Below are 25532 nucleotides of genomic sequence, written 5' to 3'. Positions count from 1 at the left end.
AGTTCACTGTCAAGCAGCGCAGCCCGGCGATATAGAGCATTGCGATATAGCGCTTTTCCGGTTTCCATTACACGCATGTGGTTCCATGACCCTTCCCGATCCGACGCCTTCGACCCCTGCATCCGCCGGCGCACCTCTCATGGATGCGGGACCTGACGAACCTCACGGCATTCTCGCGCGCTTCGGGGGGATCAGCCGGTTTGCCGCCGGCGGTGCCATCCTCCTGATCGCTGCCATCGTCGTCATCGCCATCGTGCACCTGACGTCGGAAGTCCGCTACGAGGACGTCATGGCGGCGCTCGATTCCACGCGCTGGACGGCGATCGCGCTCGCGCTCGTGTTCACCGGTCTCAGCTTCTTCGCCCTGACCTTCTACGATGTCAGCGCGCTGTCCTACGTCAAGCATCGCCTGCCTTACAACGATGTCGCCTTGACCGCCTTTGCGGCCTATGCGGTCGGCAATACCGCGGGCTTCGGACCCTTGAGCGGCGGGGCGATCCGTTATCGCGCCTATTCGCGACTCGGCCTGAAGCCGGAAGAGATCGGCGGGGTCATCGCCTTCGTGACGCTTGCCTTCGGGCTCGGCCTTGCCGCCGTCGGGTCGCTCAGCATTCTCGCCATTGCGCCGGAAATCGCGCCGCTCACCTGGCTTCCGGCCTCCGGCCTGCGGGTCGTCGCCATTCTCGTCCTGACCGGCATCGTCGCGCTGATGGTCGCGGGTCGCGACGGACAGCCCTTGGTTTTCAGCCGCATCTCCGTGCGCCTGCCGGATTCCCGCACCGCATCGCGGCAGTTCCTCGTCACGGTTCTCGATCTCGCGGCCTCGGCTTCCGTCCTCTATGTGCTGCTGCCCGACGGCACGATCGGCTGGCCGGCCTTCCTCGCCATCTATGCGGTCGCCGTCGGGCTCGGCGTCCTCAGCCACGTGCCGGCAGGTCTCGGCGTGTTCGAGACCGTGATCGTCGCAGCGCTCGGCCAGACGGCGAGCGTCGATACGGTTCTCGGGGCGCTGGCGCTCTACCGGCTGATCTACCATGTCGTGCCGCTGCTCCTCGCCGTCCTGTTCGTCGTCATCGCCGAGGTGCGCACGCTTGCGAAAAAGCCGGTGGGGTCCAGTCTGCGGCGGGTTGCAGGACGGCTGACGCCGCTGCTTCTTTCGGCGCTGGCCCTGGTCCTTGCCGCCATGCTGGTGTTTTCCAGCGTCACGCCGACGCCGGACGAAAACCTCGCCTTCCTTGCGGACTACGTGCCGCTGCCGGTCATCGAGGGTGCGCATTTCCTTGCAAGCGTGCTCGGCCTTGCCTTGTTGATCGCCGCGCGCGGTCTTGCGCGCCGGCTCGATGGCGCCTGGTGGGCAGCGCTCGGGCTTTCGCTGGCAGCGCTTCTCCTGTCGCTGGTCAAGGCCGTAGCCCTGTTCGAGGCGGGGCTGCTCGGGTTCTTCATCATCAGCCTGCTGATCAGTCGCCGTGTGTTCACCCGGCCGGCAACGATGACGAGCACGGCCCTGACGGTGCCGTGGCTGACCGCCATGGGCGCGCTCTGCCTGTTTGCCGTGGCGCTGCTGCTGTTCGTCTATCGCGACGTCGAATATTCCAACCGGCTCTGGTGGGAGTTCGAGCTATCGGCGGAGGCGCCGCGTGGCCTGCGCGCCGTGCTCGGCCTCGTGCTCTTTTCCGGCGCCGTCGCCTTCTGGAGCCTCATGCGACCGGCGCGCGGGACGATCGAAACGCCTTCGCCCGCGGATCTGGACAGGGCGATGGCGATCATCGCGCAGCAGGGGATGTCGGATGCCAATCTCGTCCTGATGGGCGACAAGAGCCTTATGTTTTCCCATGATGCGCGGGCTTTCATCATGTATGGCCGGCAGGCGCGTTCCTGGATCGCGCTGTTCGATCCGGTGGGTCCGCGGGACGCCTGGCCGGATCTGATCTGGCAGTTCGTCGAAAGCGCCCGCGCCGTCGGGTGCCGCCCGGTGTTCTATCAGGTCTCGCCGGCCGGGCTCTCCTATTATGCCGATGCCGGCTTGCGGGCCTTCCGCCTCGGGGAAATCGCCACGATGGACCTGACCAGCTTTTCGCTGAAAGGCGGCAAATGGGCGACGCTGCGCCAGACGGTGAGCCGGGCACAGCGCGACGGGCTCTCGTTCGAACTTATCGAGGCGGCCGACGTGCCGGCGATCCTCGATGATCTCCAGGCGGTTTCGGATGGCTGGCTTGCCCACCACGATGCCAAGGAGAAGGGTTTTTCGCTCGGCGCATTTTCGCGCGACTATCTCTGCCGCCAGCCGGTGGCGGTTCTCAAGGTCGACGGCAGGATCGTCGCCTTTGCCAATATTCTCGTCACCGATACGCTGGAAGAGGGCTCGGTGGACCTGATGCGGTTTTCGCCGGACGCGCCCAAGGGTTCGATGGACTTTCTGTTCGTCTCGGTCATGGAGCATCTGCGCGATCGCGGCTTCAAGCGCTTCAACCTCGGCATGGCGCCGCTCGCCGGCCTCTCGGAACGACGATCCTCGCCGGTCTGGGACAAGGTCGGGCGGACGGTGTTCGAGCACGGCGAGCGCTTCTACAACTTCAAGGGCCTGAAGGCCTTCAAAACGAAATTCCATCCTCGATGGGAGCCTCGTTACATGGCAGCCGGTGGGGGGATCAGTCCGATCCTGTCGCTGATGGACGCCACGTTCCTGATCGGCGGCGGCGTGAAAGGGCTTGTGAAGAAATGAGACTGTTGAAGACGTTGACCGTTTTAAGTCTGCTGGCGACCGCGCCCTGCGCGGCTCTCGCCCAGGATGCCTCCGGTTTCGATACCGGCATGATCCCTTCGCCGCGCATCTTGAAGCCGGCCGGCGAGGTGAAGGCCGCCGTGGTTCTCGTGTCGGATGCGCCCGGATGGGGTGCGAAGGAAGACGGCGTTGCCGCCCGGATGACGGGTGAGGGCGCGCTGGTGATCGGGATAGATCTTCCTTCCTATCTCGCCGCCCTTGCCAAGGACGATGGCGACTGCGTCTACATGGTCTCGGACATCGAGGCGCTCAGCCAGCAGATCCAGCGCTCGCTCGACAATTCGGATTACGATCTTCCCATCGTCGCCGGTGTCGGCGCGGGCGGTGCGCTGGCGCTGGCAATCGCCGCGCAGACGCCGCCGGCCACGATCGGCCACACGCTGGCCGCCGATCCGGAGGCCGGCATTGCGCTGATGCGCGAGCTTTGCACGCCGGCCGACAAGCGCACCGTCGGCAACCGGATGGAATACGGCCTGACGGATGGACCGCTGCCCGATCCGGTGACCGTGCTCCTCGGCGCGGCGGCCCCGGCCGACGGCCGGACGCATGTCGATGCGCTGAAGGCCAAGCATGACGACATCGACGTTCAGGATAGCGACGGCGACATCTGGCAGGATTTTTCCGATACGCTGTCGGATCTCGTGGCCAACAGCGGGGGTGACGACAATCCGCTCGGCCTGCCCCTGACGGTTCTCGACACCAAGCCGACGCGCGACACGATGGCCATCGTGCTTTCGGGCGACGGCGGCTGGCGCGACATCGACAAGGAGGTGGGCGACGTTCTGCAGCAGCAGGGCATGCCGGTCGTCGGCCTGGATTCGCTGCGATATTTCTGGGCCGAACGCGAGCCGCAGGAGGTGGCGAACGACGTGTCGCGGATCATCGGGCTCTATGCCAAGCGCTGGAACGTCAAACGCGTCCTGCTGATCGGCTATTCCTTCGGTGCGGACGTGCTGCCGCGGACCTATAATCTCCTGCCGGCTGCCGACCGCGCCCGCGTCTCGCAGATCTCGCTTCTCGCCGTATCGCATCAGGTGGACTACAAGATTTCCGTCCTCGGCTGGCTGGGTGCGGCGGCGGCCGATGGCCATGGCGATCCGGCCGACGACCTGAAGACCATCAATCCCGCGCTCGTCCAGTGCGTCTACGGCACCGACGAAGAGGACGATGTCTGCCCCACGCTGAAGGACACCGGCATCGAGGTGATCCCGATCGAGGGAGGCCATCATTTCGACGAGGATTACCCTGCTTTGGTCAAGCGGATCCTCGATGGCTACGACAGGCGGCTGGGCAAGCCCGCGCCATAGCGCGTCTTCGCTGTTCTTCGGATCGTAAGAACACTCTATGTCTTCGGCTGCTGGTCCAACCCATCGAGCGTTGCCTCGAAGTCTTTCCAGCTTTCGTCCATGGCGTAGGCCGAAGACAGGAAGGGAACGGCAAAGTGGCCGAAGGCGATGGAGAGCTGGCGTTCTGCCGTCTTCTCGTCTTTGCCGGCGATCTGGCTCTCGTAGATGACGCTTGCCAGACCCGTGCGATCGGCGCCCGACTTGCAGTGGATGAGAATGGGTTTCGGCGCATCCCGCAGGATCGCGACCAGTGCGCGGCTCTCTTCCAGCGTGAGGGCCCGGTAGGCCGACATCCGGAAGTTGATCAACACCAGGCCCTCGCGCGCGGTCGTTTCGGCTTCCTCGCGATACCAGGCAGATCTGCCTTCGCCCCGGAGGTTGACGACGGTGCGGATGCCGTAGCGGGATTTGTAGTCCGAGAGATCGGCGCCCGAGGGCTGGGCCGAGCGATAGAGCTGCCCCGGCACGACCTCATGAAAATTATCGGTGAGAATGATCCGGCTGAAATGGATGCCGGTCATCAATGTGGCCGGTAGGAAGGCCATAAACAACAGGACTGCCAGTGACGGCTTCTTGTGTCTCCACATGCTCCAACATCTCCGGATCGCGGTGGCGCGGGGATGGTCCCGCGCCGCCGTCCGGTCTTCTCATGGGCATGTAACAGCAAGATGTAAAATAGCTGTCCGACAGCTGTCAGGCGGCCATTTCCTCGACGTCGCGTTCCTTGAACATGCGCGCGAGATTGAGGAAGCAGATCATGCCGTTCTCGTTGGCGATAATGCCTTCCGCATAGGCCTTGTCGAAGGAGGTCGTGACCTCGGGAACCGGCTGGACCTGGCTGCCCTGGACGGTCAGGATGTCGGAGACGCGATCGACCACGAGGCCGACGACCATCGAGTGCACTTCGGCCACCACGATGGCGCTGCGCTCGTTGGCGACGGTCGATTTCATGCCGAGCTTGTGCGCGAGATCGATGATCGGAATGACGGTGCCGCGCAGGTTCATCACGCCGATGACCTCCGGCGGGGAATGCGGGATCGGCGTCGAGGGAGCCCAGCCACGGATTTCGCGAATCGTCGTGGTCTTGACGCAGAATTCCTGATCGTGAAGCCGGAATGCGATGATTTCCAGCGTTTCGCCGCCAAAGCCGGCCATTGTCAATGCATTGCTCATGTCTGTTGTCCCCGGATTCAAAACCACAACGGATTTTCAGACTGCAGGATATCTCACCAATGGTTAAAAGAGCTTTTCATCCCTCGCGAATGCCTGTTCAACCGCTGCGGGTCGGGCGGTCGAGGATGCGGCGGCCGAACAGGCTGGCGGCAAGCTCCACCATGACGCGGGCGCTCTTGCCGCGATCGTCCAGGAAGGGATTGAGTTCCACGAGGTCGAGCGAGGACACGCGACCGCTGTCGCAGAGCATTTCCATGACCAGATGCGCTTCCCGGAAAGTGGCGCCGCCGGGAACGGTGGTGCCGACGCCGGGGGCGATGTCGGGCTCGAGGAAATCGACGTCGAGGCTGACATGCAGCAGTCCGTTCTCCCGCTCCACGGCCGTCAGGATCTCCTTGACGATGGCGGCGACACCCATCTCGTCGAGCGCGCGCATGTCGTAGACATTGACGCCGTGCCGGTTGATCTCCTGGCGTTCGGTTTCATCGACCGAGCGGATGCCGACCTGATAGACGCGCTTCGGATCAACGAGGGAACGTCCGGACGGCAGGATGTCTGCGAATTCGGCCTGGCCGCAGAAAAAGGCGACGGGCATGCCGTGCATGTTGCCCGACGGCGATGTCTCCGGCGTGTTGAAGTCGGCATGGGCATCAAGCCACAGAACGAAGAGCGGCCGTTTGGCCTCGGCGGCGTGGCGGGCCATGCCCGAGACGCTGCCCATGGAGAGCGCATGGTCGCCGCCGAGGATGACCGGCACGGCGCCTTTCGACGCTGTGTCATAGGTCGCTTCCTCCAGCGCCCTGACATAGCCGGCGACGACGGAGAGATGTTTGGCGCCCGGATGCCGCCCGAGGCCTTCGACGGGTGTCGGGCGAAGATCTCCGTGGTCTGCGACATCGAAGCCGAGATCGGCCATGACCTGGTCGATGCCCGCAATCCGGAGCGCCGTCGGGCCCATGCTGCAGCCCCGGCGCCCGGAGCCCTCTTCCAGCGGTACGCCAATCAACCCGATCGATACCATATGCGTCTTCCCTCAGCCAAACGTGTCGCGGCGGACTTTGCACCGTCAGCGCCACCGCAGAAAGAGACAAGATTGGTAAATTTGCGTTGCCGTTCGCGCAAATTGCAAGCGCCCTCTCGGCAGATTGCGCATCGCAGATCCATCAGCGCCTACGCGTGCCCCGCCGCTGGACCGATCGTTCCGGCGCGTCAATATTCCTTCTCGTAGAAAACGCCGGCGCCGCCGCCTTCCGAACCCGCTTCGCCGCGCAGCTTCACGCCGCGGCCGACGTCGAGATTGATGACGGCCTTGGCGCCTTCGTCCGAACTCTGTTGCAGTTCGAGATAGGTGCGATCGTTGATATAGCGGCCGGCCCGGAACACCGCGCCGCCACCGTCGTCCGTGGAAACGTCGAGATCGTCGACGCCGAGCTTGTTGCGCAGGCCATCGAACAGGGACCCGCCCTGTCCTCCGGCAAGCTGCGCCACCGCGCTGGCGAGCTGCGCGATCTGCACGGCCGACAATTTGGAAAGCGATCGGTTGAAGATCAGCTGGGCAAGGATTTCGTCCTGCGGCAGGGCCGGGGACGAGCTGAAGGTGACGTTGGGGCTGTTGGCAAGGCCCGCGACGTTGACGGTGACGGTGGTCGAGCCGGCCGTCGAGGTCGCATCGAGATCGAGCGCGGGGATGAGGTTGCCGCCGAAGGTGATGGTCCCCTCGGTAAAGTCGATCCGCTTGCCGAGGATCTCCAGCCGCCCACGCTTCATCTGGAACCCGCCGGTCACGGCCGGGCTCGCCGCAGTTCCGCGGATGACGAGATCGCCGCCGAGTTCCGCATCGACGCCGCGGCCGCGCACGAAGATGCGGGAGGCCGCAACCGTCATGTCGAAGCCGATGCCGCCGCTCTTCTGGGTGGTGCCGCCGTCGCCGGCATCCTTCTTCACCTCCGCCTGCATGCGGCGCACGTCGGCCGGCTCATTGCGATGCTTGATGTTGATCTCCGACAGGGAGGCCGGAAGCTTTTCGGGGATGGTGATGGATGCCTTGGGAATGGCGACGCGGCCGCTGAGGATCGGCGATCCGGTCAGAGGACCGGTGAGTTTCAGCGTGCCATCGAGGTTCGCGGTCAGCAGGCTGCCATCGACATAGGTGGCCTTTGCGAGGCGGATGTCGAGATCGGCCGGGAAGCCCGAGCTGGGCTCGATGCCGATCGTGCCGGTGACGGCGAGCGAGCCGCCGGTCGAGAGCGTGCCCGTCAGCCGTTCGATCCGCGCCTGCTGTCCCGCCAGCACGACATTGGCGGTGAGGCCGTTGATGGAGAGGTTGCGGCGCGCATCGAGAAGGCGTGCGCCGGAGGTGGTCACCGAGCCGTTGACGATCGGGGCGGAGACGGCGCCGGAGATCGCCGCATCGACTTTGGCCGTTCCGGTCAGCACGAAACCGTTCTGCGCGAGGATCGGGCCGAGCAGCGAGAAGGGCAGGTCGCCGTTGAACTTCATGTCGATCGGCCGGTTTCCGGTGACCCCGAGCCGTCCGCCGCCCCTGAAGGCGAGCCCGCCGCCGCCGCGAATGTCGGTGTCCAGGGTCACGCTATTATCGGCAAAGCCGCCCTTCGCGGTGATGGTCAGCGCGCCGACGCCGGCGGATTTTGCCTGGGCGACGGTGGCATTGGCCCAGCGCAGGTCATAGGTGACATTGGGTGCCGACGCCGTGCCCTTGGCGACGATCGAGCCATTGATCGTCCCGTCCGCGCCGAGCGTCGGCGAGACGGTATTGATCAGCCGGGCGGGAAGGCGGTCGAGGCGGACGGAGAGGTCGAGCGTGTCCCCAGCCGTGCCGGTGACCGCAAGCGTGCCGCCGGACGCGCCGATGCGCAGATCGGAGACGCGAACCGTGCCGTTCTCGATGATGATAGTGGAGGGCGCAACAAGCTTGAGAGCGATCTGGCGCGGGGCGGCCGATAGCGTCGCAAGCCGGACGGTCGTCCGTGCGGCCCCGGTCTCGATCGCGCCGCGAAAGACGAGCGGCGCGTTGTCGTAGACGGCGTCGAGGCGGACATCGGTGAGGCCCGCCTGCTTCTGGTCGAAGGCGAGGTCGAGATTGGACAGGCGGTTTGCCCCTTGCGCGATCGTTTCCACCTTTGCCGTGCCGCGGATGGCCAGAGCCTTCAGGTCATCGACGGTGATGTCGGCCTCCGGCTTTGTGATGACGAGATCGCCCCGTTTGATGCCCGAGCCGGAGGCCTTCAGCGCGAGGGATGTCTTGCCATTGGTGCTGGCAATGGTAGCGGAGCCCGCAAGATCGCCCGATGCCCGCTCGCCGGCCATCGCCGCGATCAGGCCGACATCCGGCAGGTTGAAGGTGATGGTGCCGTTCGGCTCGTAGGCCTCGGTGAGGTCGATGCTGCCGTCCAGCCGGTTGTCGCCGATGCGGGCGGCAAGTTCGGGGATGCGGATGCGTCCGTTCGTCGTTGCCAGCTGCGTGCGGATGTCGATCGCCTGGCCGCCGAGCGCGCCGGTGGCGGTGATCGCGGCCTGCGGATTTGCGGGGTCGGCGGTCACGGTGGCAGCGGCGACGAGATCGCTCAGTGTCCTCCCGGCGAGCGTCGCACCGCTGGAGCGGACCTCGGCCTTGACGAGAGGACGCTCGACCGGGCCTGTCGCGTCCAGCGTGAAGCGGGCACTCCCCTTGGCGTCGGCGAGGACCTTGCCGAGATCGGGCAGCGTGCCGGCCGTTGCCGCCGTCACTTGTCCATCGACAAGCGACAGAGAGCCATTGGCCGTGATGGTGCCCGACTCCACCGCGATGTTGGTGACGTTGAGAGCCCCGGCTGCGTCCCGCGTGACGTTTGCCGAGAGCGCGAGGTTGGTGTCGAACCGCGACGCGAGCGCTGCGGGCAGGGCCGCCGGCGGCGCGCTGAGGCGCAGCGCTGCGCGCAGGCTGCTGTCGCTCATCTGGAAGCGACCGTTGACGGCACCGTCGAGACCGGCGCTGTCGATGGTGACGGGATCGAAACCGACCGCATCGGGCGCTACGGTGATGGTTGCATCGAGCTTCAGGGGGCTCGGCAGGAGACGGCCGAGATCGGCATTGACGAAGCGGGTCGCGCCGGCGTCGATGCTTGCGCGGATCGCCCCCTGGCGGCCCGTGATGTCGAAACGGTCGCTGTGGGCGACGACGCCGACCGTCTCGAGCCGACCCTGGGGAACGGCGACATAGGCGAGCTTGCCCTTCACGTCGATGATGGCGCCGGTCATGGGTCCGCGAGCGGTGATATCGGCCGTCGTGATGGCGACGCGCGCCTCGCCGCCTTCGATGGGTTGGGCATATTCGACGGCGGGGTTGCCGCGCACGGCGACGGTCACGTCGAGCGTCTGGCCGACGAGGCCGGTCACGCTCGCCGTGCCGCCGGGAAGCTGGATGGCAAAATTGTCGAGGCGAACGCCGCCCTGATCGAGTGCCAGCGTTTTCGGATCGGAGAGTTCGAGCGGGATGCCGCGCGGGGCTGCATTCAACGACTGGATCGTGAAGGACGGCGCGCCACCCTGCGTGGTCACAGCGCCTTTCAGCGAAAGCGGCGCATTGTCGAAGGTGCCGTCGAGCGCGATGTTCGTGTCTGCGCCCAGCTTGTTCAGGGTGATCGTTGCGCCTGTGGCGCGATTGGCGCCCTGGCCGAGCGAATCCGCCGTGATCTTGCCCTCGACGGTGAGGTTCTTGAGGTCGCTGATCATCACTTGTGCGCGCGGCTGGACGATCGAGAGGTCGCCGCGCGACAGGCCGCTGCCAGTGGCATCGATCGCAACGGAGGTCTTGCCGTCGCGGCTGACGATATCCGCCTTGCCGGCGAGGTCGCCGGCCGCCGTCTGGCCGGCCAGCGATGCGAGCGCACCGACATTCGGCAGGGCGAAGTTCAAGGTGCCGTTCGGTTGAAAGTCCGGCGTGAAGGTGAGCGCGCCGGTGATCCGGTTTTCCGCCACCGTCGCCTCGAGCGCCGGAATGGCCAGCGCACCGTTTTCGGAGGTAAGGTCTGCCGTTGCCGTGACCGTCTGGCCATCGACCGCACCATTGGCTGTGAGCTTGCCGACCGGCAGGCCGCCCCGCAAGGTCGTATCGGCCACGACCGTCAGGCCGGTGACGGACTTTCCGGCAAGGGTCGCCTGATCGGTCTTGGCTTCCACCTTGATGCCCAGCGCGCTCAACGGGCCGGAGATGTCCGCGGCGACGGTGGCGCGACCGCTCGCATTGGCGGCAAAAGCGCCAATGTCGGGAACGGTGGCGTCGATCCGCCCGGTCAGGCTTCCCGACTGGAGGGCAAGATTGCCCGTGGCGTCGAGCGTCGGCGCCTTCAGCGACAGGCCGGAGAGCGACAGGGCACCATCGGCGCCCGTTTCGATCCGTCCATCGAGCGTGACCGGGCCACCTGTGCGGCTGGCGACGGCCGGCGGCAGGGCGTCTGCCGGTGCCGTCAGGCGAAGATCGGTGGCAAGGGTGCCGCTCGTCAGGTCGTAGCGGCCTGTGAGAGTGCCGTCGGTTGCTGCGGTGTCGATCGTCAGCGGATCGAATGCAATAGCGTCCGGGCGCACGTCGAGGCGACCGTCGATCGTCAGAGGCCCCCGGATGAGACGGTCGAGATCGGCATTGGCGAGCCGCGTCGCACCCGTCGTCAGCGAAAGTGTGACGGCACCGCTGCGGTCCGCGATATTGAACGCATCGCTATGCGCCTTGAGCGCCGCCGTCTCGATGGTTCCTTGCGGCAGCACGGCGCGATCGAGTGCGGCATTGAGATCGAGCACGGCAGAGCGGGCGTCGCCGAGGAGGGACAGATCGGCCGAACGAACGGCAAATTCGGCGGTGCCGCCGGCAAGCGGCAGGCGCAGGGGCGCGGGGCCATCGACGCCGGCAAGCGTCACCTTGAGGTCGTTCTTGCCGACCGTGCTTACGGTACCGGCCGCATTGATGTCGATCGCCGCGGTGGAGATGCGACCTCGATCGATGCGAAACGCCGTGCCGTCCTGCAGGGCGGCCGCGATGTCGATCGCGGTCGTGCCCTGGAACAGCGGGCGCAGGCTTTCCGGCAGGAGGGCCGCGAAGGTGCCGCCGCCATTGAGCGCCACCGTCCGGTACCCGTCCGGCGCCAAAGTGTGGGCACCGTCGAGCTTCAGGACCTCCTGGCCGTCGAGGGCGGCGGTCGCGGTTCCGGTCCAGCGCGAAAGCGGGCCATCACCCGTCAGGCGAACGGTGACGGCGGGCTCGCCGGGCAGGCGCAGGGCGCGGGCAAGCATGCCGCCCTTCGGCTCATCGATGCTGGCTTCGAGCTTCAGCGCGTTGGCGGCGGGGTCGTAGACGATATCGGCGAGGGCCTTTGCATCCGGCCGGTCGCGCTGGGCGACGGCGACCGTCGCCGCGATGCTGGAATTCGTGGCATTGACCGTGCCACCCGCGTTCAACACCTGATCCTCGCCGGCAATCGCCTTGCCGATGACCACTTCCTCGAGGTCGAAGCGGTCGATCTTCACGTCGAGAGGCAGCGCGAAGCTGGAGCGGACCTCCTCCGTCTGCTGCGAGGGAATGGGAAGGCGGTCGATGCGGATGTAACCGGCTTTGAGGCTTGCGGCGTCGAAACGCTTGGAGAACAGCGCGGTCGGCGTCCAGTCGAGTGTCAGTTCGCGGATTTCGGCGTAGGCGCCCTTGCTGTCGTAGAGTGCAATGGAGCCGGCCTTGAAACTGCCGGTAAGGAGCGCGCTCGGATCATTGATCTGGACAATCTGGTCCGGCGTCGAGGCGTATTTCTCGATCAGGTTCCCAACCATGCGGGCGCCCGGCGCCGTGAAGCCCGCAAACAGCACGAAGGCCAGCGCGAGGACGACCACGAGGCCGAGGAGATAGGCAAAGCCGCGCAAGGCGATCGAGAAAATCCGTGTCATCGTCTGCTCCATGCCAGGTCGGCGTCTCGCCCTGGCTGCTCGAGCCTTTCGGTGAATGTCGGTTCACGGAAAAGGCTCCATCTCTCTGCCATTGCCATATCGTCTCAAGCCAGAGCGAACTTGCCCTGCCGAGGTGCTGTCTCGGTCGTCATCATGTCCCCGACGCCTATGTCGCGATCATGTCATTGCAACGGCAGCGTGCCGCCGGGGACGGCCGAGACAGGCTCCGCTCGACCCTTGGCCGACGTTTAGAACGTCTGGCCGATCCCGGCATAGATGCCGTAGCGCGTTCCCCCCTCATAGGGGTTCAGAGGCACGGCAAAATCCACGCGAATCGGTCCGACCGACGTCAGGTAGCGCACGCCGATGCCGGCGCCGATCTTGACGCCCGAAAAGTCCGGAACCGTCTTGGCCGACACGGTCGCGGCATCGATGAAGGGCACGATGCTGATCGTCTTCGTCACGCCGATGCGGGCTTCGACATTGGCATTGACGTAGGAGCGGCCGCCGAGAAGGTCGTTGTCGGCATTGCGCGGGCTGATTTCCTGATAGGAAAAGCCGCGCACCGTGCCGCCGCCGCCCAGGAAGAAGCGGCGCGTTGCCGGAATGTCGTTCAGACCGCCATCGGCCGCGATGGTGCCGGCGCCGAGACGACCGGCCAGGACGTATTTGTCGTCTTCGCCAAAACCGAGATAGCCGGTGGCCGAGCCTTCGAACGTCGAGAAGAACGTCTGGCCGTAGATATCGTAGCTCGGCTTGATGCTGAGCGTCGCCCGATAGCCTTCGGTCGGGTTGAGCTTGTCGTTGCGGGCGTCACGGACATAGTCGAGCGGGATGGACGGCGTGAGATAGGTCCGCTCTCCGAACGCGTCCTCGATGTTGTTCCAGGCGAGTTCCGCACCGACCGAGACGGTATCGACCTCGGACAGCTCGTAGGCGATGCCGATGGCGCCGGTCACCACCTGCGCCTTGTACGCATCGGGATCCATCAGAGACGCCTTCACGCTGGCGGTCAGCGTCGAATAGGGATCGAAGACGCCGGGCTTGGTGAAGAGGATGCCGGCGGTATAGTCGAGATCGGTGATCTCCTTGGTCTCGCCCAGCCGGTCGATCGAGCCTTCGATGCGCAGCGATTCGGCCTCGCCGAACAGGTTGCGATGCCCCCAATATCCCTGGACGCCGAAACCGTCAGTCGACGAAAACTTGGCGCCTGCGCCGAAATAACGGTGCTTGCCTTCGGAAACCTCGATCGTCAGCGGCAGCGAGCCATCCGGCGCCAGCTGCTCGGCCTCGCGGATGGTGATGCTGGAGAAGACGCCGAGCTGGCGCAGACGCTCGGAGGCCTTGCGCATTTCCTCCGGCGAATATTGCCGGCGGGTGTTGAGGCGCGAATAATCCGCGATGAAATCCGCGTTGACCGTGCGTGCGCCCTTGATGGCGACAGCGCCGAACGGGGCGACCGGGCCGCCTTCCGCGCCGATCGTGACATCGACGGTGTTGGTTTTGTGATCGGCGACGGCGGTGCGCGTTTTCAGGGTCGCGAGCGGCCTTCCTTCCGTCTTCAGGTCCTCGACGATCTTCTCTCCGGCCTTGATGATCAGGGTGGAGTCGGCGCGGTTGCCCGGCTCAAGCGCATAGACCTTGGGGTCGCGCCCGCCTGCATCGCTTTCGAGAAGAATGTTGCCGAAGGTGAAAACCGGGCCGGGATCGACGGTTATGACGACCGGAATAGGCGCCCCGGCGGGAAAGACCGGGTCGGGCGGAAGGCTCTCGAGCGCCTTGCCGGCGACCGTCACCTGCACGGTGCCGCCATAGCGGGCCTTTTCGTAGAGCGCCGCCAGCAACCGGTCGCGGTCGTCCCGCGCCTTGATGGCGAGGCCGAGATTGCCGGACACGGGCTTGTCCTTGTCCTGCACCAGCCGCGAGCTGCCGGACAGCGCACTCTTTAGCTCGTCGTCCTCCGTGCCCTCGTTCAAGGTCACGGTGTAGGTCACGGGATCGATGACCTCGGCGGCTTCCTCGTCCTTGTCCTTGCCGAAAAAATTGATGCCGAACAGCTTGAACGCGGCGGCGTCCTGCACGGAGACGGGCCCGCACAGCGCGAGCGCGGCGACGCCGAGGGCTAGGCCGGCCTTACGGTACGCGAGACTGAAAGTCGGCAAACGCATTCGATTCCGCATCCCGTGTCGGCTGACAGTCCTGTAGCGATCGCCCACGGAAAGCGATGCCGTCTTCTCAAACGTTTGCACGCTTGCGATGTCCCGTGACACTACACATCCTCGTGAACGGGATGAAGTCTCCAACGCCTCGTGACGTGAGAAACCGTCGTTAGTGTGACGTTACAGAAACAAAAGCCCCGCCGGAACGGGGCTTTTTCGTCACGTGTCCTGTCGAAGGGACCGTTACCCGCGCAATCAGCGCGGGCAGTCGTCGATGTAGCGGCCGCCGTCGCGGTCGCGGTAGTAGCACTGGCCCGGCTGTTCCGAGACATTGCCGATGACGGCGCCGGAAACGCCACCGATGGCCGCACCCACGGCCGCGCCACGGACATTGCCCGTCACGGCGCCGCCGATGACCGCGCCCGAGACGGCGCCGATACCGGCACCCTTTTCCGTCTGGCTGCAGCTTGCAACCGTCATGGCGAGAACCGCCAGCACAATGGCTTTCTTCATAAGCATCTCTCCTGATGGGACGTGACGATGATCGACCGCCGCGTCCGACGTGAGTCTTGAAATGGCAGAACCCTGCCGTTTCCCGAACCTTAACCAGAGAAGTTAAATGCGACCTACCGAAAGTCCAATCGGAGGCCATAAAAAACGTCCCTAACGGAATGGACGACAGTTATGATGAATGAAAGCTGAAGACCACGAACCCGATCCTCGCTTCCGTCACGTCGACTTCGACAGGGTTGGTCGCGATATCGTGTCACAGGTCTGTTTTTGGTCCCGGTCTTGACTTGATCCGGAGGAGAGTGGAATGAAATCTTCAGGATAATCTGGAACCATTCAAAACAAAGCCCAGACTGCCGCCCGATTCAAGGGTGCGCGCCGCCGGCATGGATATGGTTCGATCAAGAGACGGGCAAGGGTCTGGAGACACGCATGAACTTCGAGCACTTCTTCAGATCGGAACTGGACGGTCTTCACGCCGAAGGCCGCTACCGCGTCTTTGCCGATCTCGAGCGCCAGCGGGGTGCGTTCCCCAAGGCGCGGCGGCATACGGCGGACGGCGTCAAGGACGTGACCGTCTGGTGCTCGAACGACTATCTCGGCATGGGCCAGCATCCCAAGGTGATCGATGCGATGAAGCAGGCGATCGACCACTGTGGCGCGGGTGCTGGCGGCACCCGCAACATCTCGGGCACGACGCACTACCATGTTCTGCTGGAGCAGGAACTTGCCGATCTGCACGGCAAGGAGTCCGCGCTGCTGTTCACCTCCGGCTACGTATCCAACTGGGCCGCCCTCGGGACGCTCTGTTCGCGCATTCCCGGCATCATCGTCTTTTCGGACGCCGGGAATCACGCCTCCATGATCGAGGGCATCCGCCATGCCAAGTGCGAGCGGGTGATCTTCAAGCACAATTCCGTGGCCGATCTCGAGGCGAAGCTGGCGGCGGCCGATCCAGCAGCGCCCAAGCTGGTCGCCTTCGAATCGGTCTACTCCATGGATGGCGACATCGCCCCCATCAAGGAGATCTGCGACGTCGCCGAGCGCTACGGCGCGATGACCTATCTCGACGAGGTGCATGCGGTCGGCATGTACGGTCCGCGCGGCGGCGGCATCGCCGAGCGCGAGGGGCTGATGCACCGGCTCACCGTGATCGAGGGCACGCTCGGCAAGGCCTTCGGCGTGATGGGCGGCTATATCGCCGCTTCCGCTGCGCTCTGCGACTATATCCGCTCGTTCGCCTCGGGCTTCATCTTCACCACCGCCCTGCCGCCGGCGCTGGCCGCCGGTGCGCTCGCCTCCATCCGTCACCTGAAGGAAAGCCAGGTCGAGCGCTTCGCCCACCAGGAACGGGTCCGCCGGCTGCGCTCGGCGCTCGATCGCAACGGCATTCCGCATCTCCCCAATCCGAGCCATATCGTGCCGGTGATCGTCGGGGATGCGGCCAAGTGCAAGTGGATCTCGGATCTGCTGCTCGACAATTGCGACATCTATGTCCAGCCGATCAACTATCCGACCGTACCAAAGAAGACCGAGCGCCTGCGCATCACGCCGACGCCGCTGCATTCGGATCATGATATCGATCATCTGGTCGGCGCGCTGCATCAGCTGTGGTCGCGTTGTGCGCTGGCGCGGGCCGTCGCCTGAGGCGGCTGGCCGTCACGAAACGCCCGTTCGGCCCGTCCCGCATATTCTGCTTCGCAGCCTTCGGATTCTGATCTAGAAGACGCAGATCGGGGAAGAGCAGGGGACGGATGATGATGATGGAACTGATCTGGCGCGGGCTGGCGATCGGTGTGGGCGCGACGCTTGCCATGGATCTCTGGGCGATCCTGCTCGCCGCGGTCTTCGGTCAGCCAAAGGCCAACTGGGCGCCGGTCGGACGGTGGTTCTATCATGCCGGTCGCGGCCAGCTCTTTCACGACTCCATCAGCGATGCCGCACCGTTTTCCAACGAGACGGCGCTTGGCTGGATCGGCCATTACGCCGTCGGCATCCTTTACGGGATCATGCTCGCCTTTTTCGTCGGTCTCGACTGGTTCAGGGCGCCCACGCTGATGCCGGCTCTGGTCTGGGGCATCGTCACCGTGGCGGCGGGCTGGTTCCTGCTGCAGCCGGGGCTCGGCCTCGGCATCGCCGCCTCACGGCTGCCGAACCCGAACCGGGTGCGGGCCCTCAACCTTGCCGCGCATGTGGTCTTCGGGCTCGGGCTTTACGCGACAGCGCTGCTCATTCGATAGGTCATCGTCGTCGCCTTCAGGCCGCCGCGCGGATGTCGATCGCCTCGACAGCAAACCGGCGCGCTGCGGCATCGCCGGCAAAGACGTCGTCCATGTCGGCGGCGGCCGGCCAGTCGATCATCCGCTCCATCACCGTTTCCGCGATATCGGCCATGTCGAGAAAGCCGAGCCGCCCGTCCACGAAGGCCTCGAAGGCTGTCTCTTCGGCCGCGTTCATGGCGGCGCCCTGCAGTCCGCCCCGCGTCAATGCGGTGCGGGCGAGCCGAAGTGCGGGAAAACGGGCCTCGTCGGGGGCCTCGAAATCGAGCCGCGCGAGCTTTGCGAAATCGAGCCGCTCGACATTCAGCGCCGGACGCTCGGGATAGGTCAAGGCATAGCCGATCGCCGTGCGCATGTCGGGCGCCCCGAGCTGGGCGAGCACCGAGCCATCGGTATAGCCGACCATGGAATGGATGATCGATTGCGGATGGACGATCACCTCGATCTGCTCCGGCGCCACATCGAACAGGTGCTTGGCCTCGATCATCTCCAGCGCCTTGTTGAACATGGAAGCGCTGCCGATCGAGATCTTCAGGCCCATGGACCAGTTGGGATGGGCCCGGGCGACCTCGGCCGTCACGCCCGCCATCGCTTCGCGCGACCAGGTGCGGAACGGTCCGCCGGACGCGGTGAGGATGATGCGCTCGACCGCGTGGCGCTGGTCTTCCTCCAGCGCCTGGAAGATGGCGGAGTGCTCGCTGTCGACCGGGATGAGCCGCCCGCCGCCCGTCGAGACGGCGTCCACGAAGAGAGCCCCGGCCGAAACCAGGCATTCCTTGTTGGCGAGCGCGATATCCGCGCCGCGGCGCGCCGCCGTCAGCGTCGGGGCGAGGCCGGCCGTGCCGACGATCGCCGCCATGACCCACTCCGCTTCGCGCCCCGCCGCCTCCTGCAGCCCGCTTTCGCCTGCCGCAACCGCGATGCCGGTGCCGGCCAGCGCCGATTTCAGATCTGCGTAGCGGCTCTCATCGGCGGTGACCGCCAGCCGCGCGCCGACAGCGCGGGCCTGCTCGCAGAGAAGCGCGATATTGCCGTTTCCGGTCAGAGCCTCCACCACGAACCGCTCCCGCCCTCCCAGCTGCGCCACCACGTCGAGCGTGCTGCAGCCGATGGAGCCCGTGGACCCGAGAATGGTGATGTGATGATGCTCAGACTTCGTCATTCCGCTTCCGTCGACCTTACTGTTCAAGCGTCAACGTCGTACAAGCGGAAAAAATCCCAAACAAGGCTTAACCTCGCAGGGCGTCGCAAGGATCGTCCGAATTCGCCACGGAGAATGGTGATCCCGACTGGACTCGAACCAGTGGCCTACAGATTAGGAATCTGTCGCTCTATCCACCTGAGCTACGGGACCGTGGTTTGCATCCTTACAAAAGCTTGCCGGGGAAGCCAAGAGGTTTGGCGGAGATTGCGGTTTGGCGGGGATTGGAGATTTGGATGGGGCGTCGGCGTGTGTGGCAGGGCTTCAAACGTGGGGGCCGGGATGATATGCAGGCCCGCCTGCGCTTTTCCGCGGGCGGTATGGTCTGCAGGCTGGGATGGCCTTGAGGCCAAGATGGGGGCGTGATGTTTATCGGGATCGACTGGGGCGGCACCAAGATGGAAGTGGTGGCGCTGGATGAAGCGGGTGCGCTGCGGGCGCGCGAGCGCGTGCCGACGCCGACGTCCTATGATGCCTGCCTCGATGCCGTGCGGTCTCTGGTGCACGCGGCCGAGGCTGCCGCCGGCGCTCCCGGCAGCGTCGGCATCGGCATTCCCGGCAGTCCCAACCCGCGCACCGGCCTCGTGCGCAATTCCAACGCCGTCATTCTCAACGGCCGTCCGCTCGGGCGCGATCTCGAGGTTTTGCTCGGCCGTCCCGTGCGGATTGCGAATGACGCGAACTGCCTTGCGGTTTCCGAGGCCGTCGATGGGGCTGGCGCAGGGGCCGAGACGGTGTTCGGCATCATCATCGGCACAGGCCATGGCGGGGGACTTGCGATCGGGCGGAAGGTGCATGCCGGTTTCCAGGGCGTTGCCGCCGAAGTCGGTCACTATCCGCTTCCCTGGATGCGGCTGGAGGAATATCCCGGCCACCGCTGCTGGTGCGGAAAAACAGGCTGCCTGGAAAAATATGCCTGCGGAACCGGCGTTGAACTCGATTTCCGCCTGACGACGGGACGCGAGCGGCTGGCGCGCGACATCATCTCCGACATGCGCGGCGGCGACGCCGTGGCCCGCGGCGTGTACGAGCGCTTTACCGACCGTCTGGCCCGCAGTCTGGCCCTTCTGACCAATGTCGTCGATCCCGATGTGTTCGTGCTCGGCGGCGGCATGTCGAATGTCGACGAGATCTATGACGACCTGCCGGGTCTCGTCGCGCAATACATCTTCGGCGATTCGTTCGAGACGCCGATCCGCAAGGCGGTCCATGGGGACAGCTCGGGCGTGCGCGGCGCCGCATGGCTCTGGAAGGAATAGACGGATGACGGCTTCCCTCGACAACGACATCGCCCGCGTCGCCCATCAGGAGACGACGCTGACCTTTGCCCGTTTCGACGCCGATATCGCCTGGGCGATCGGATCGCGGCTGCGCGATCTGGCCGTGGCCGACCGCCTCGGCATCGTTATCGATGTGAGCCTGTTTTCCATGCCGCTGTTCTACGCGGCGCTGGAGGGGACCTCGCCCGACAACGCGAACTGGGTTCGCCGCAAGCGCAACTGCGTCGCCCGCTTCTTCCGCAGCAGCTATGCCACCGGGCTTTCGCTTGCCCGCGACGGGCGCAGCCTGCAGGACAAGTTCGGGCTCTCCGAGGCGGATTTCGCGGCGCATGGCGGCAGTTTCCCCATTACGGTGACAGGGGCCGGCTGCATCGGGGCCGTCACCGTTTCCGGCCTGCCGCAGCGGCAGGATCATGCGATGGTGGTCGAGGCGCTGGCGGCCCATCTCGGTCACGATCTCGCAAGCCTCCGCCTCGACGCCTGAGTCGCTCTTCCATTTCTTCTTCGCAAAGGTGCCGTCCATGGCCGTTTCCGCGCTTTCCGCCTCGCTTGAACATTGGTTGACCGAACAGGCCCTGCCGCTCTGGCGCGACAAGGGTTTCGTCGATCCGGATGGCGGTTTCGTCGAAACGATCGATCTCACCGGCCAGCCGACGCGCGCCAATCTGCGCTCCCGCGTGCAGCCGCGTCAGACCTACTGCTTTGCGGAAGCAGGCCTGAGTGGCTGGACCGGCGACTGGCAGGGGGCGAGCACCGGCGGCCTAGCCTTCTTCGATCGTGTCTTCCTGCAGCCGAGCGGTTTCTACGGCGCGCTTGCGGATGCCGACGGCACGCTGCTCGATCCGTCCTTCGACATCTACAATCAGGCTTTCGCTCTGCTCGCCTTCGCCTATATGGCGCGTGCCTTCCCCGAGCGCCTCGCCGAAATGGCGGAGCGCAGCACATCGCTGAAGGCTCGGCTCGAGGACTGGTGCAAGCACCCGGTCGCCGGTTTCGAAGAGGACAACCCGCCGCGCCTGCCGCTCTGCTCCAATCCGCATATGCATCTCTTCGAGGCCTGCCTCGCCAGCGAAGAGGTCGAAGGCTTCGACCAGGTCGGCTGGACCAATCTCGCCGACGAGATCGCCTCGCTCTGCATGGACCGCTTCATCGATCCGCAGACCGGCGCCCTCCGCGAATTCTTCGACCATGACTGGGCGCCGATGCCCGGAGATCTCGGTCGCGTGGTGGAGCCGGGGCACCAGTTCGAATGGGCCTGGCTGTTGCTGCGCTGGGGCGAGCGACGCGGCGATGCGGGTGCGATCGTCAAGGCACGGCGTCTGTTCGAGATCGGCGAGGAACACGGCATCTGCGCGACGCGCAAGGTCGCCATCATGCAGCTCAACGACGATTTTTCCGTGCGCGACCCGCTGGCGCGGCTCTGGCCGCAGACGGAGTGGCTGAAGGCCGCGATCCGGCTGGCGGCGCTCAGCGAAGGCGAGGCGCAGGCACGCTATCTCGGCTCGGCCGAACGGGCGATCGCAGCCTTGAACCTGTTCCTGGATGTGCCCGTGAAGGGTCTCTGGCGCGACAAGCTGCCGGAAAGCGGCGTCTTCATCGAAGAGCCCGCCCCGGCGAGCACGTTCTACCACATCCTTTGCGCGATCTACGAACTGCAAGACTGCCTTGCACGCATCGGAAAGTAACATATATTGACATAAATATATCTTTATGTCACTCCGGAGCCTGTCCAGCAGGCGAAAGGTTGTCCCATGTCCGCCATCACGGCCCTTTTCGGCGAACCGTCCCCGGCGCCAAACGGCACCGAGGTCGCCCGCGCCCTGCGCCAGGCTGCATCCGAGCGCATCCTCATCATGGACGGCGCGATGGGCACCGAGATCCAGACGCTCGGCCTGACGGAAGACCATTTTCGCGGCGAACGCTTTCAGGGCTGCGAGTGTCATTTGCAGGGCAATAACGACCTTCTGACGCTGACGCAGCCGGCAGCGATCGAGGATATCCACTATCGCTATGCGCTGGCGGGTGCGGATATTCTGGAAACCAACACCTTCTCCTCCACCACCATCGCCCAGGCCGATTACGGCATGGAAGACGCTGTCTACGAGCTCAACCGCGACGGTGCACGGCTTGCCCGGCGCGCCGGACTGCGCGCGCAGGACAAGGATGGCCGCCGCCGGTTCGTGGCGGGCGCGCTCGGGCCGACCAACCGCACCGCGTCGATTTCGCCGGATGTCAACAATCCCGGCTACCGCGCCGTCGGCTTCGACGATTTGCGCCTTGCCTATGGGCAGCAGCTGCGCGGGTTGATCGACGGCGGCACGGATATCGTGTTGATCGAGACGATCTTCGACACGCTGAACGCCAAGGCCGCCGTGTTTGCGACACTGGAAGTGTTTGCCGAGCGCGGCATCACGCTGCCGGTGATGATCTCCGGCACGATCACCGACCTCTCCGGCCGCACGCTTTCCGGCCAGACGCCGACGGCCTTCTGGTACTCGCTGCGCCATGCGCGCCCCTTCTCGATCGGGCTGAATTGCGCGCTCGGGGCCAATGCCATGCGACCGCACCTGGCCGAACTGTCCGGCGTCGCCGATACGCTGATCTGCGCCTATCCGAATGCCGGCCTGCCCAATGAATTCGGCGGCTATGACGAAAGTCCGGACGAAATGGCCGCACAGATCGCCGGATTCGCGCAGGACGGCCTCGTCAACATCGTCGGTGGTTGCTGCGGCTCGACGCCGGCGCATATCAAGGCCATCGCAGAGGCCGTCGTCGGGCATGTCCCGCGCCCCTCTCTCGACAATGCCTCCCTTGACGGCAACGCACAGGCGAGGCACTGACCATGGCTCCTTTTCCACCCCGGCAGATCCCGGCCGTCGCTCCGCAGATGCGGCTCTCCGGGCTGGAGCCTTTCACGCTGACGAAGGATATTCCCTTCATCAACGTGGGCGAGCGCACGAACGTCACCGGCTCGGCGAAATTTCGCAAGCTGATCACGGCCGGCGATTATGCCGCGGCGCTCGATGTCGCCCGCGACCAGGTGGCGAACGGTGCGCAGGTCATCGACATCAACATGGACGAAGGCCTGATCGATTCGAAACAGGCGATGATCGAGTTCCTCAACCTGATCGCCGCCGAGCCCGATATCGCCCGTGTCCCCGTGATGATCGACAGCTCCAAATGGGAGGTGATCGAGGCCGGGTTGAAATGCGTCCAGGGCAAGTCCATCGTCAACTCCATCTCGCTGAAGGAAGGCGAGGAGAGCTTTCTGTACCAGGCGCGGCTGTGTCGGGCCTATGGCGCCTCCGTCGTGGTCATGGCCTTCGACGAGCAGGGGCAGGCCGACAGCCGCCAGCGCAAGGTGGAGATCTGCACCCGCGCCTACCGCATCCTGACGGAGGAGGTCGGCTTTCCGCCCGAGGACATCATCTTCGATCCGAATATCTTCGCGGTGGCGACGGGCATCGAAGAGCACAACAATTACGGCGTCGATTTCATCGAGGCGACGCGCGAGATCGTCGCGACCCTGCCGCATGTCCACATCTCCGGCGGCGTGTCCAACCTGTCCTTCTCGTTTCGCGGCAACGAGCCGGTGCGCGAGGCCATGCATGCGGTGTTCCTCTACCACGCCATCCAAGCGGGCATGGACATGGGCATCGTCAATGCCGGGCAGCTGATCGTCTATGACGCGATCGAGCCGGACCTGCGCGAGGCCTGCGAGGACGTCGTCCTCAACCGGCGGCCGGACGCGACGGACCGGCTGCTGACGCTGGCCGAGAGGTTCAAGGGGGCGGCCGGCCGCGAGGCGAAGGAGCGCGATTTGCGCTGGCGCGAATGGAGCGTGGACAAGCGGCTGGAACATGCGCTGGTCAACGGCATCACCGAATTCATCGCCGACGATACGGAGGAAGCGCGGCTTGCCGCCGCCCGTCCGCTGCACGTCATCGAGGGGCCGCTGATGGCCGGCATGAACGTCGTCGGCGACCTTTTTGGCGCGGGGAAAATGTTTCTGCCGCAAGTGGTTAAATCGGCCCGCGTCATGAAGCAGGCGGTCGCCGTGCTCCTGCCTTACATGGAGGCGGAGAAGCTTGCCGAAGGCGGCGAGGCACGTCGATCCGCCGGCAAGGTGCTGATGGCGACCGTCAAGGGCGACGTGCACGATATCGGCAAGAACATCGTCGGCGTCGTGCTCGCCTGCAACAATTACGAGATCATCGATCTCGGCGTCATGGTGCCTGCGACCAAGATCCTCGAGGTGGCCAAGGCGGAAAAGGTCGACATTATCGGTCTCTCCGGTCTGATCACGCCGTCGCTCGACGAGATGGTGCATGTCGCCGCGGAAATGCAGCGCGAGGGCATGAACCTGCCGCTGCTGATCGGCGGGGCCACGACCAGCCGCGTGCATACGGCGGTCAAGATCCATCCGCGCTACGATCTGGGGCAGGCGGTCTATGTCACCGATGCCAGCCGGGCGGTCGGCGTCGTGTCGAACCTGCTCTCGCCCGACGCGCGCGATCCCTATATCGAGACGATCCGGGCCGAGTATCGCAAGGTGGCCGATGCGCATGCCCGTTCCGAGCGCGAAAAGCAGCGTCTGCCGCTGGAGCGGGCCCGGGCGAACCGTCATCGCGCCGACTGGGCGGCCTATCGCCCGACACGCCCCTCCTTCCTCGGGACCCGCGTGTTCGACGGCTGGGATCTCGGCGAACTCGCCCGCTATATCGACTGGACACCCTTCTTCCAGACATGGGAGATGAAAGGGGTCTATCCAAAAATTCTCGATGACGAACGCCAGGGAGCGGCAGCCCGCCAGCTCTTTGCCGATGCACAGGCCATGCTGGCGCAGATCATTGCGGAGAAATGGTTCGCGCCGAAGGCGGTGATCGGTTTCTGGCCGGCGGGATCCACGGGCGACGATATCCAGCTCTTCACGGACGAGACACGCGAGACGTCGCTTGCAACGCTGCACACGCTGCGCCAGCAGATGGCCAAACGCGATGGCCGGGCGAATATGGCGCTTGCCGACTTCGTCGCGCCGACCGAAAGCGGTGTGGGCGACTATGTCGGCGGCTTCGTGGTCACCGCGGGGATCGAGGAAGTCGCGATCGCCGAGCGGTTCGAGCGCGCCAATGACGATTACGCCGCGATCTTGGTCAAGGCGCTGGCCGATCGCTTCGCCGAGGCTTTTGCCGAACGGATGCACGAGGTCGTGCGCAAGGAACTCTGGGGCTATGCGCTCGACGAGGCCTTCGAACCTGAAGCGCTGGTTGCGGAGCCCTATGCCGGCATCCGTCCCGCGCCGGGCTATCCCGCGCAGCCGGATCACACCGAAAAAACCACGCTTTTCGACGTGCTGAACGCGGAAGACGCGATCGGTGTCCGCCTGACGGAGAGCTTTGCCATGTGGCCGGGCTCCTCGGTGTCAGGCCTCTATATCGCGCACCCCGACGCCTATTATTTCGGCGTCGCCAAGGTTGAGCGGGATCAGGTCGAAGATTACGCGCGTCGAAAGGGCATGTCGGTGCTGGAGGTCGAGCGATGGCTGGGGCCGATCCTGAACTATGTCCCGAAGCCGGCAGAAGCGGCCGAATAGGGAGGTCCGTCCGCGCCTCGCACAATCCGTCAGTCTCTCTTCAACGACGCCCGCGCATTTGCTGCGGGCGTCGTTCTCGTCTGCGGAATCGGGGCTTGCGGGTTTTCGTTTCGAATTCCCGTAAGATTACAGTCACTTGTCAGTTTTATGAAGTTTTTCGAACACCCCCTGTTGACGAAGCGGTGAAGTGGGATCTATAAACCGCACACCAACGAGGGCGGCGGCGCTGCTGGCGACCGACGAACTCGCTCTGAAGTTTCTTGACTTTGCGGGCGGTTTGGAGGT

The 25532-nt window shown here is 65.0% G+C and carries 14 protein-coding genes, 1 tRNA gene and 1 pseudogene; 8 read left to right on the top strand and 8 right to left on the bottom strand.

Features of this window, described 5'->3' with window-relative positions; all coding sequences use genetic code 11:
* The first annotated feature begins 85 nt into the window (after nucleotides 1-85).
* Complete coding sequence (gene mprF / locus ASG39_RS17380; protein ID WP_277995974.1) at nucleotides 86-2722, top strand: bifunctional lysylphosphatidylglycerol flippase/synthetase MprF; 2637 nt, start codon at nucleotides 86-88, stop codon at nucleotides 2720-2722.
* Nucleotides 2719-4089, top strand: coding sequence for an AcvB/VirJ family lysyl-phosphatidylglycerol hydrolase (locus ASG39_RS17375; RefSeq protein ID WP_062596250.1), 1371 nt, complete (start codon nucleotides 2719-2721; stop codon nucleotides 4087-4089). The genes mprF and ASG39_RS17375 overlap by 4 nt, the downstream gene beginning before the upstream one ends.
* Before the next feature lie 35 nt (nucleotides 4090-4124).
* Here ASG39_RS17375 and ASG39_RS17370 read toward each other — a convergent pair whose 3' ends face one another.
* The 6 genes from ASG39_RS17370 to ASG39_RS17345 form a co-directional block, all read right to left on the bottom strand.
* Nucleotides 4125-4649: a dual specificity protein phosphatase family protein gene (locus tag ASG39_RS17370; protein WP_156468181.1), complete on the bottom strand. Its 525-nt coding sequence runs from the start codon at nucleotides 4647-4649 to the stop codon at nucleotides 4125-4127.
* A gap of 172 nt (nucleotides 4650-4821) precedes the next feature.
* Nucleotides 4822-5301: a chemotaxis protein CheW gene (locus tag ASG39_RS17365; RefSeq protein ID WP_062477976.1), complete on the bottom strand. Its 480-nt coding sequence runs from the start codon at nucleotides 5299-5301 to the stop codon at nucleotides 4822-4824.
* A gap of 97 nt (nucleotides 5302-5398) precedes the next feature.
* On the bottom strand, nucleotides 5399-6322 hold the full coding sequence (gene rocF, locus ASG39_RS17360) for an arginase (RefSeq protein WP_062596248.1): 924 nt from the start codon (nucleotides 6320-6322) through the stop codon (nucleotides 5399-5401).
* A gap of 188 nt (nucleotides 6323-6510) precedes the next feature.
* Nucleotides 6511-12225, bottom strand: coding sequence for a translocation/assembly module TamB domain-containing protein (locus ASG39_RS17355; RefSeq protein ID WP_162242448.1), 5715 nt, complete (start codon nucleotides 12223-12225; stop codon nucleotides 6511-6513).
* Nucleotides 12226-12473: 248 nt separating this feature from the next.
* Nucleotides 12474-14393 (bottom strand): autotransporter assembly complex family protein, encoded by a 1920-nt coding sequence (locus ASG39_RS17350; protein ID WP_082477336.1) that lies wholly within the window; start codon nucleotides 14391-14393, stop codon nucleotides 12474-12476.
* A gap of 246 nt (nucleotides 14394-14639) precedes the next feature.
* Entirely contained in the window at nucleotides 14640-14897 is a 258-nt protein-coding gene (locus ASG39_RS17345) for a YMGG-like glycine zipper-containing protein (RefSeq protein WP_062477987.1), read from the bottom strand.
* 429 nt (nucleotides 14898-15326) lie between these two features.
* Between ASG39_RS17345 and hemA the strand changes: the two genes are divergently transcribed.
* Nucleotides 15327-16541, top strand: a complete 1215-nt coding sequence (gene hemA, locus ASG39_RS17340) for a 5-aminolevulinate synthase (RefSeq protein WP_062596245.1) — start codon at nucleotides 15327-15329, stop codon at nucleotides 16539-16541.
* A 113-nt stretch (nucleotides 16542-16654) separates the two neighbouring features.
* Nucleotides 16655-17134: a DUF2938 domain-containing protein gene (locus ASG39_RS17335; RefSeq protein WP_062596393.1), complete on the top strand. Its 480-nt coding sequence runs from the start codon at nucleotides 16655-16657 to the stop codon at nucleotides 17132-17134.
* A 16-nt stretch (nucleotides 17135-17150) separates the two neighbouring features.
* On the opposite strand, the gene dxr is transcribed toward ASG39_RS17335, so the two are convergent.
* Nucleotides 17151-18335, bottom strand: a complete 1185-nt coding sequence (gene dxr / locus ASG39_RS17330; protein ID WP_062596244.1) for a 1-deoxy-D-xylulose-5-phosphate reductoisomerase — start codon at nucleotides 18333-18335, stop codon at nucleotides 17151-17153.
* A gap of 115 nt (nucleotides 18336-18450) precedes the next feature.
* Nucleotides 18451-18527, bottom strand: a tRNA-Arg gene (locus ASG39_RS17325).
* Nucleotides 18528-18739: 212 nt separating this feature from the next.
* On the opposite strand from ASG39_RS17325, the gene ASG39_RS17320 reads away from it, so the two are divergent.
* The 4 genes and pseudogenes from ASG39_RS17320 (at nucleotide 18740) to metH (ending at nucleotide 25247) form a co-directional block, all read left to right on the top strand.
* Nucleotides 18740-19633: an ROK family protein gene (locus ASG39_RS17320; RefSeq protein ID WP_082477335.1), complete on the top strand. Its 894-nt coding sequence runs from the start codon at nucleotides 18740-18742 to the stop codon at nucleotides 19631-19633.
* Between the two features lie 4 nt (nucleotides 19634-19637).
* Nucleotides 19638-20138 (top strand): heme-degrading domain-containing protein, encoded by a 501-nt coding sequence (locus tag ASG39_RS17315; RefSeq protein ID WP_062596242.1) that lies wholly within the window; start codon nucleotides 19638-19640, stop codon nucleotides 20136-20138.
* Nucleotides 20139-20175: 37 nt separating this feature from the next.
* A complete protein-coding gene (locus tag ASG39_RS17310) occupies nucleotides 20176-21339 on the top strand; it encodes an AGE family epimerase/isomerase (protein ID WP_062596392.1) in 1164 nt (387 codons plus the stop codon).
* 66 nt (nucleotides 21340-21405) lie between these two features.
* Nucleotides 21406-25247, top strand: a pseudogene (metH, locus tag ASG39_RS17305) (methionine synthase).
* Nucleotides 25248-25532: the final 285 nt, after the last annotated feature.

The sequence above is a fragment of the Rhizobium sp. Leaf371 genome (assembly GCF_001424045.1).
Classification (GTDB): Bacteria; Pseudomonadota; Alphaproteobacteria; order Rhizobiales; family Rhizobiaceae; genus Ferranicluibacter.
This window is presented reverse-complemented; position numbering and strand designations above follow the sequence as displayed.

Excerpts from the sequence above, each read along its gene's own strand:
- mprF (WP_277995974.1), top strand. The coding sequence starts at position 86 with ATGACCCTTCCCGATCCGACGCCTTCGACCCCTGCATCCGCCGGCGCA.
- ASG39_RS17375 (WP_062596250.1), top strand. The coding sequence starts at position 2,719 with ATGAGACTGTTGAAGACGTTGACCGTTTTAAGTCTGCTGGCGACCGCG.
- ASG39_RS17370 (WP_156468181.1), bottom strand. The coding sequence starts at position 4,649 with ATGACCGGCATCCATTTCAGCCGGATCATTCTCACCGATAATTTTCAT.
- ASG39_RS17365 (WP_062477976.1), bottom strand. The coding sequence starts at position 5,301 with ATGAGCAATGCATTGACAATGGCCGGCTTTGGCGGCGAAACGCTGGAA.
- rocF (WP_062596248.1), bottom strand. The coding sequence starts at position 6,322 with ATGGTATCGATCGGGTTGATTGGCGTACCGCTGGAAGAGGGCTCCGGG.
- ASG39_RS17355 (WP_162242448.1), bottom strand. The coding sequence starts at position 12,225 with ATGACACGGATTTTCTCGATCGCCTTGCGCGGCTTTGCCTATCTCCTC.
- ASG39_RS17350 (WP_082477336.1), bottom strand. The coding sequence starts at position 14,393 with ATGCGTTTGCCGACTTTCAGTCTCGCGTACCGTAAGGCCGGCCTAGCC.
- ASG39_RS17345 (WP_062477987.1), bottom strand. The coding sequence starts at position 14,897 with ATGAAGAAAGCCATTGTGCTGGCGGTTCTCGCCATGACGGTTGCAAGC.
- hemA (WP_062596245.1), top strand. The coding sequence starts at position 15,327 with ATGAACTTCGAGCACTTCTTCAGATCGGAACTGGACGGTCTTCACGCC.
- ASG39_RS17335 (WP_062596393.1), top strand. The coding sequence starts at position 16,655 with ATGATGGAACTGATCTGGCGCGGGCTGGCGATCGGTGTGGGCGCGACG.
- dxr (WP_062596244.1), bottom strand. The coding sequence starts at position 18,335 with ATGACGAAGTCTGAGCATCATCACATCACCATTCTCGGGTCCACGGGC.
- ASG39_RS17320 (WP_082477335.1), top strand. The coding sequence starts at position 18,740 with ATGTTTATCGGGATCGACTGGGGCGGCACCAAGATGGAAGTGGTGGCG.
- ASG39_RS17315 (WP_062596242.1), top strand. The coding sequence starts at position 19,638 with ATGACGGCTTCCCTCGACAACGACATCGCCCGCGTCGCCCATCAGGAG.
- ASG39_RS17310 (WP_062596392.1), top strand. The coding sequence starts at position 20,176 with ATGGCCGTTTCCGCGCTTTCCGCCTCGCTTGAACATTGGTTGACCGAA.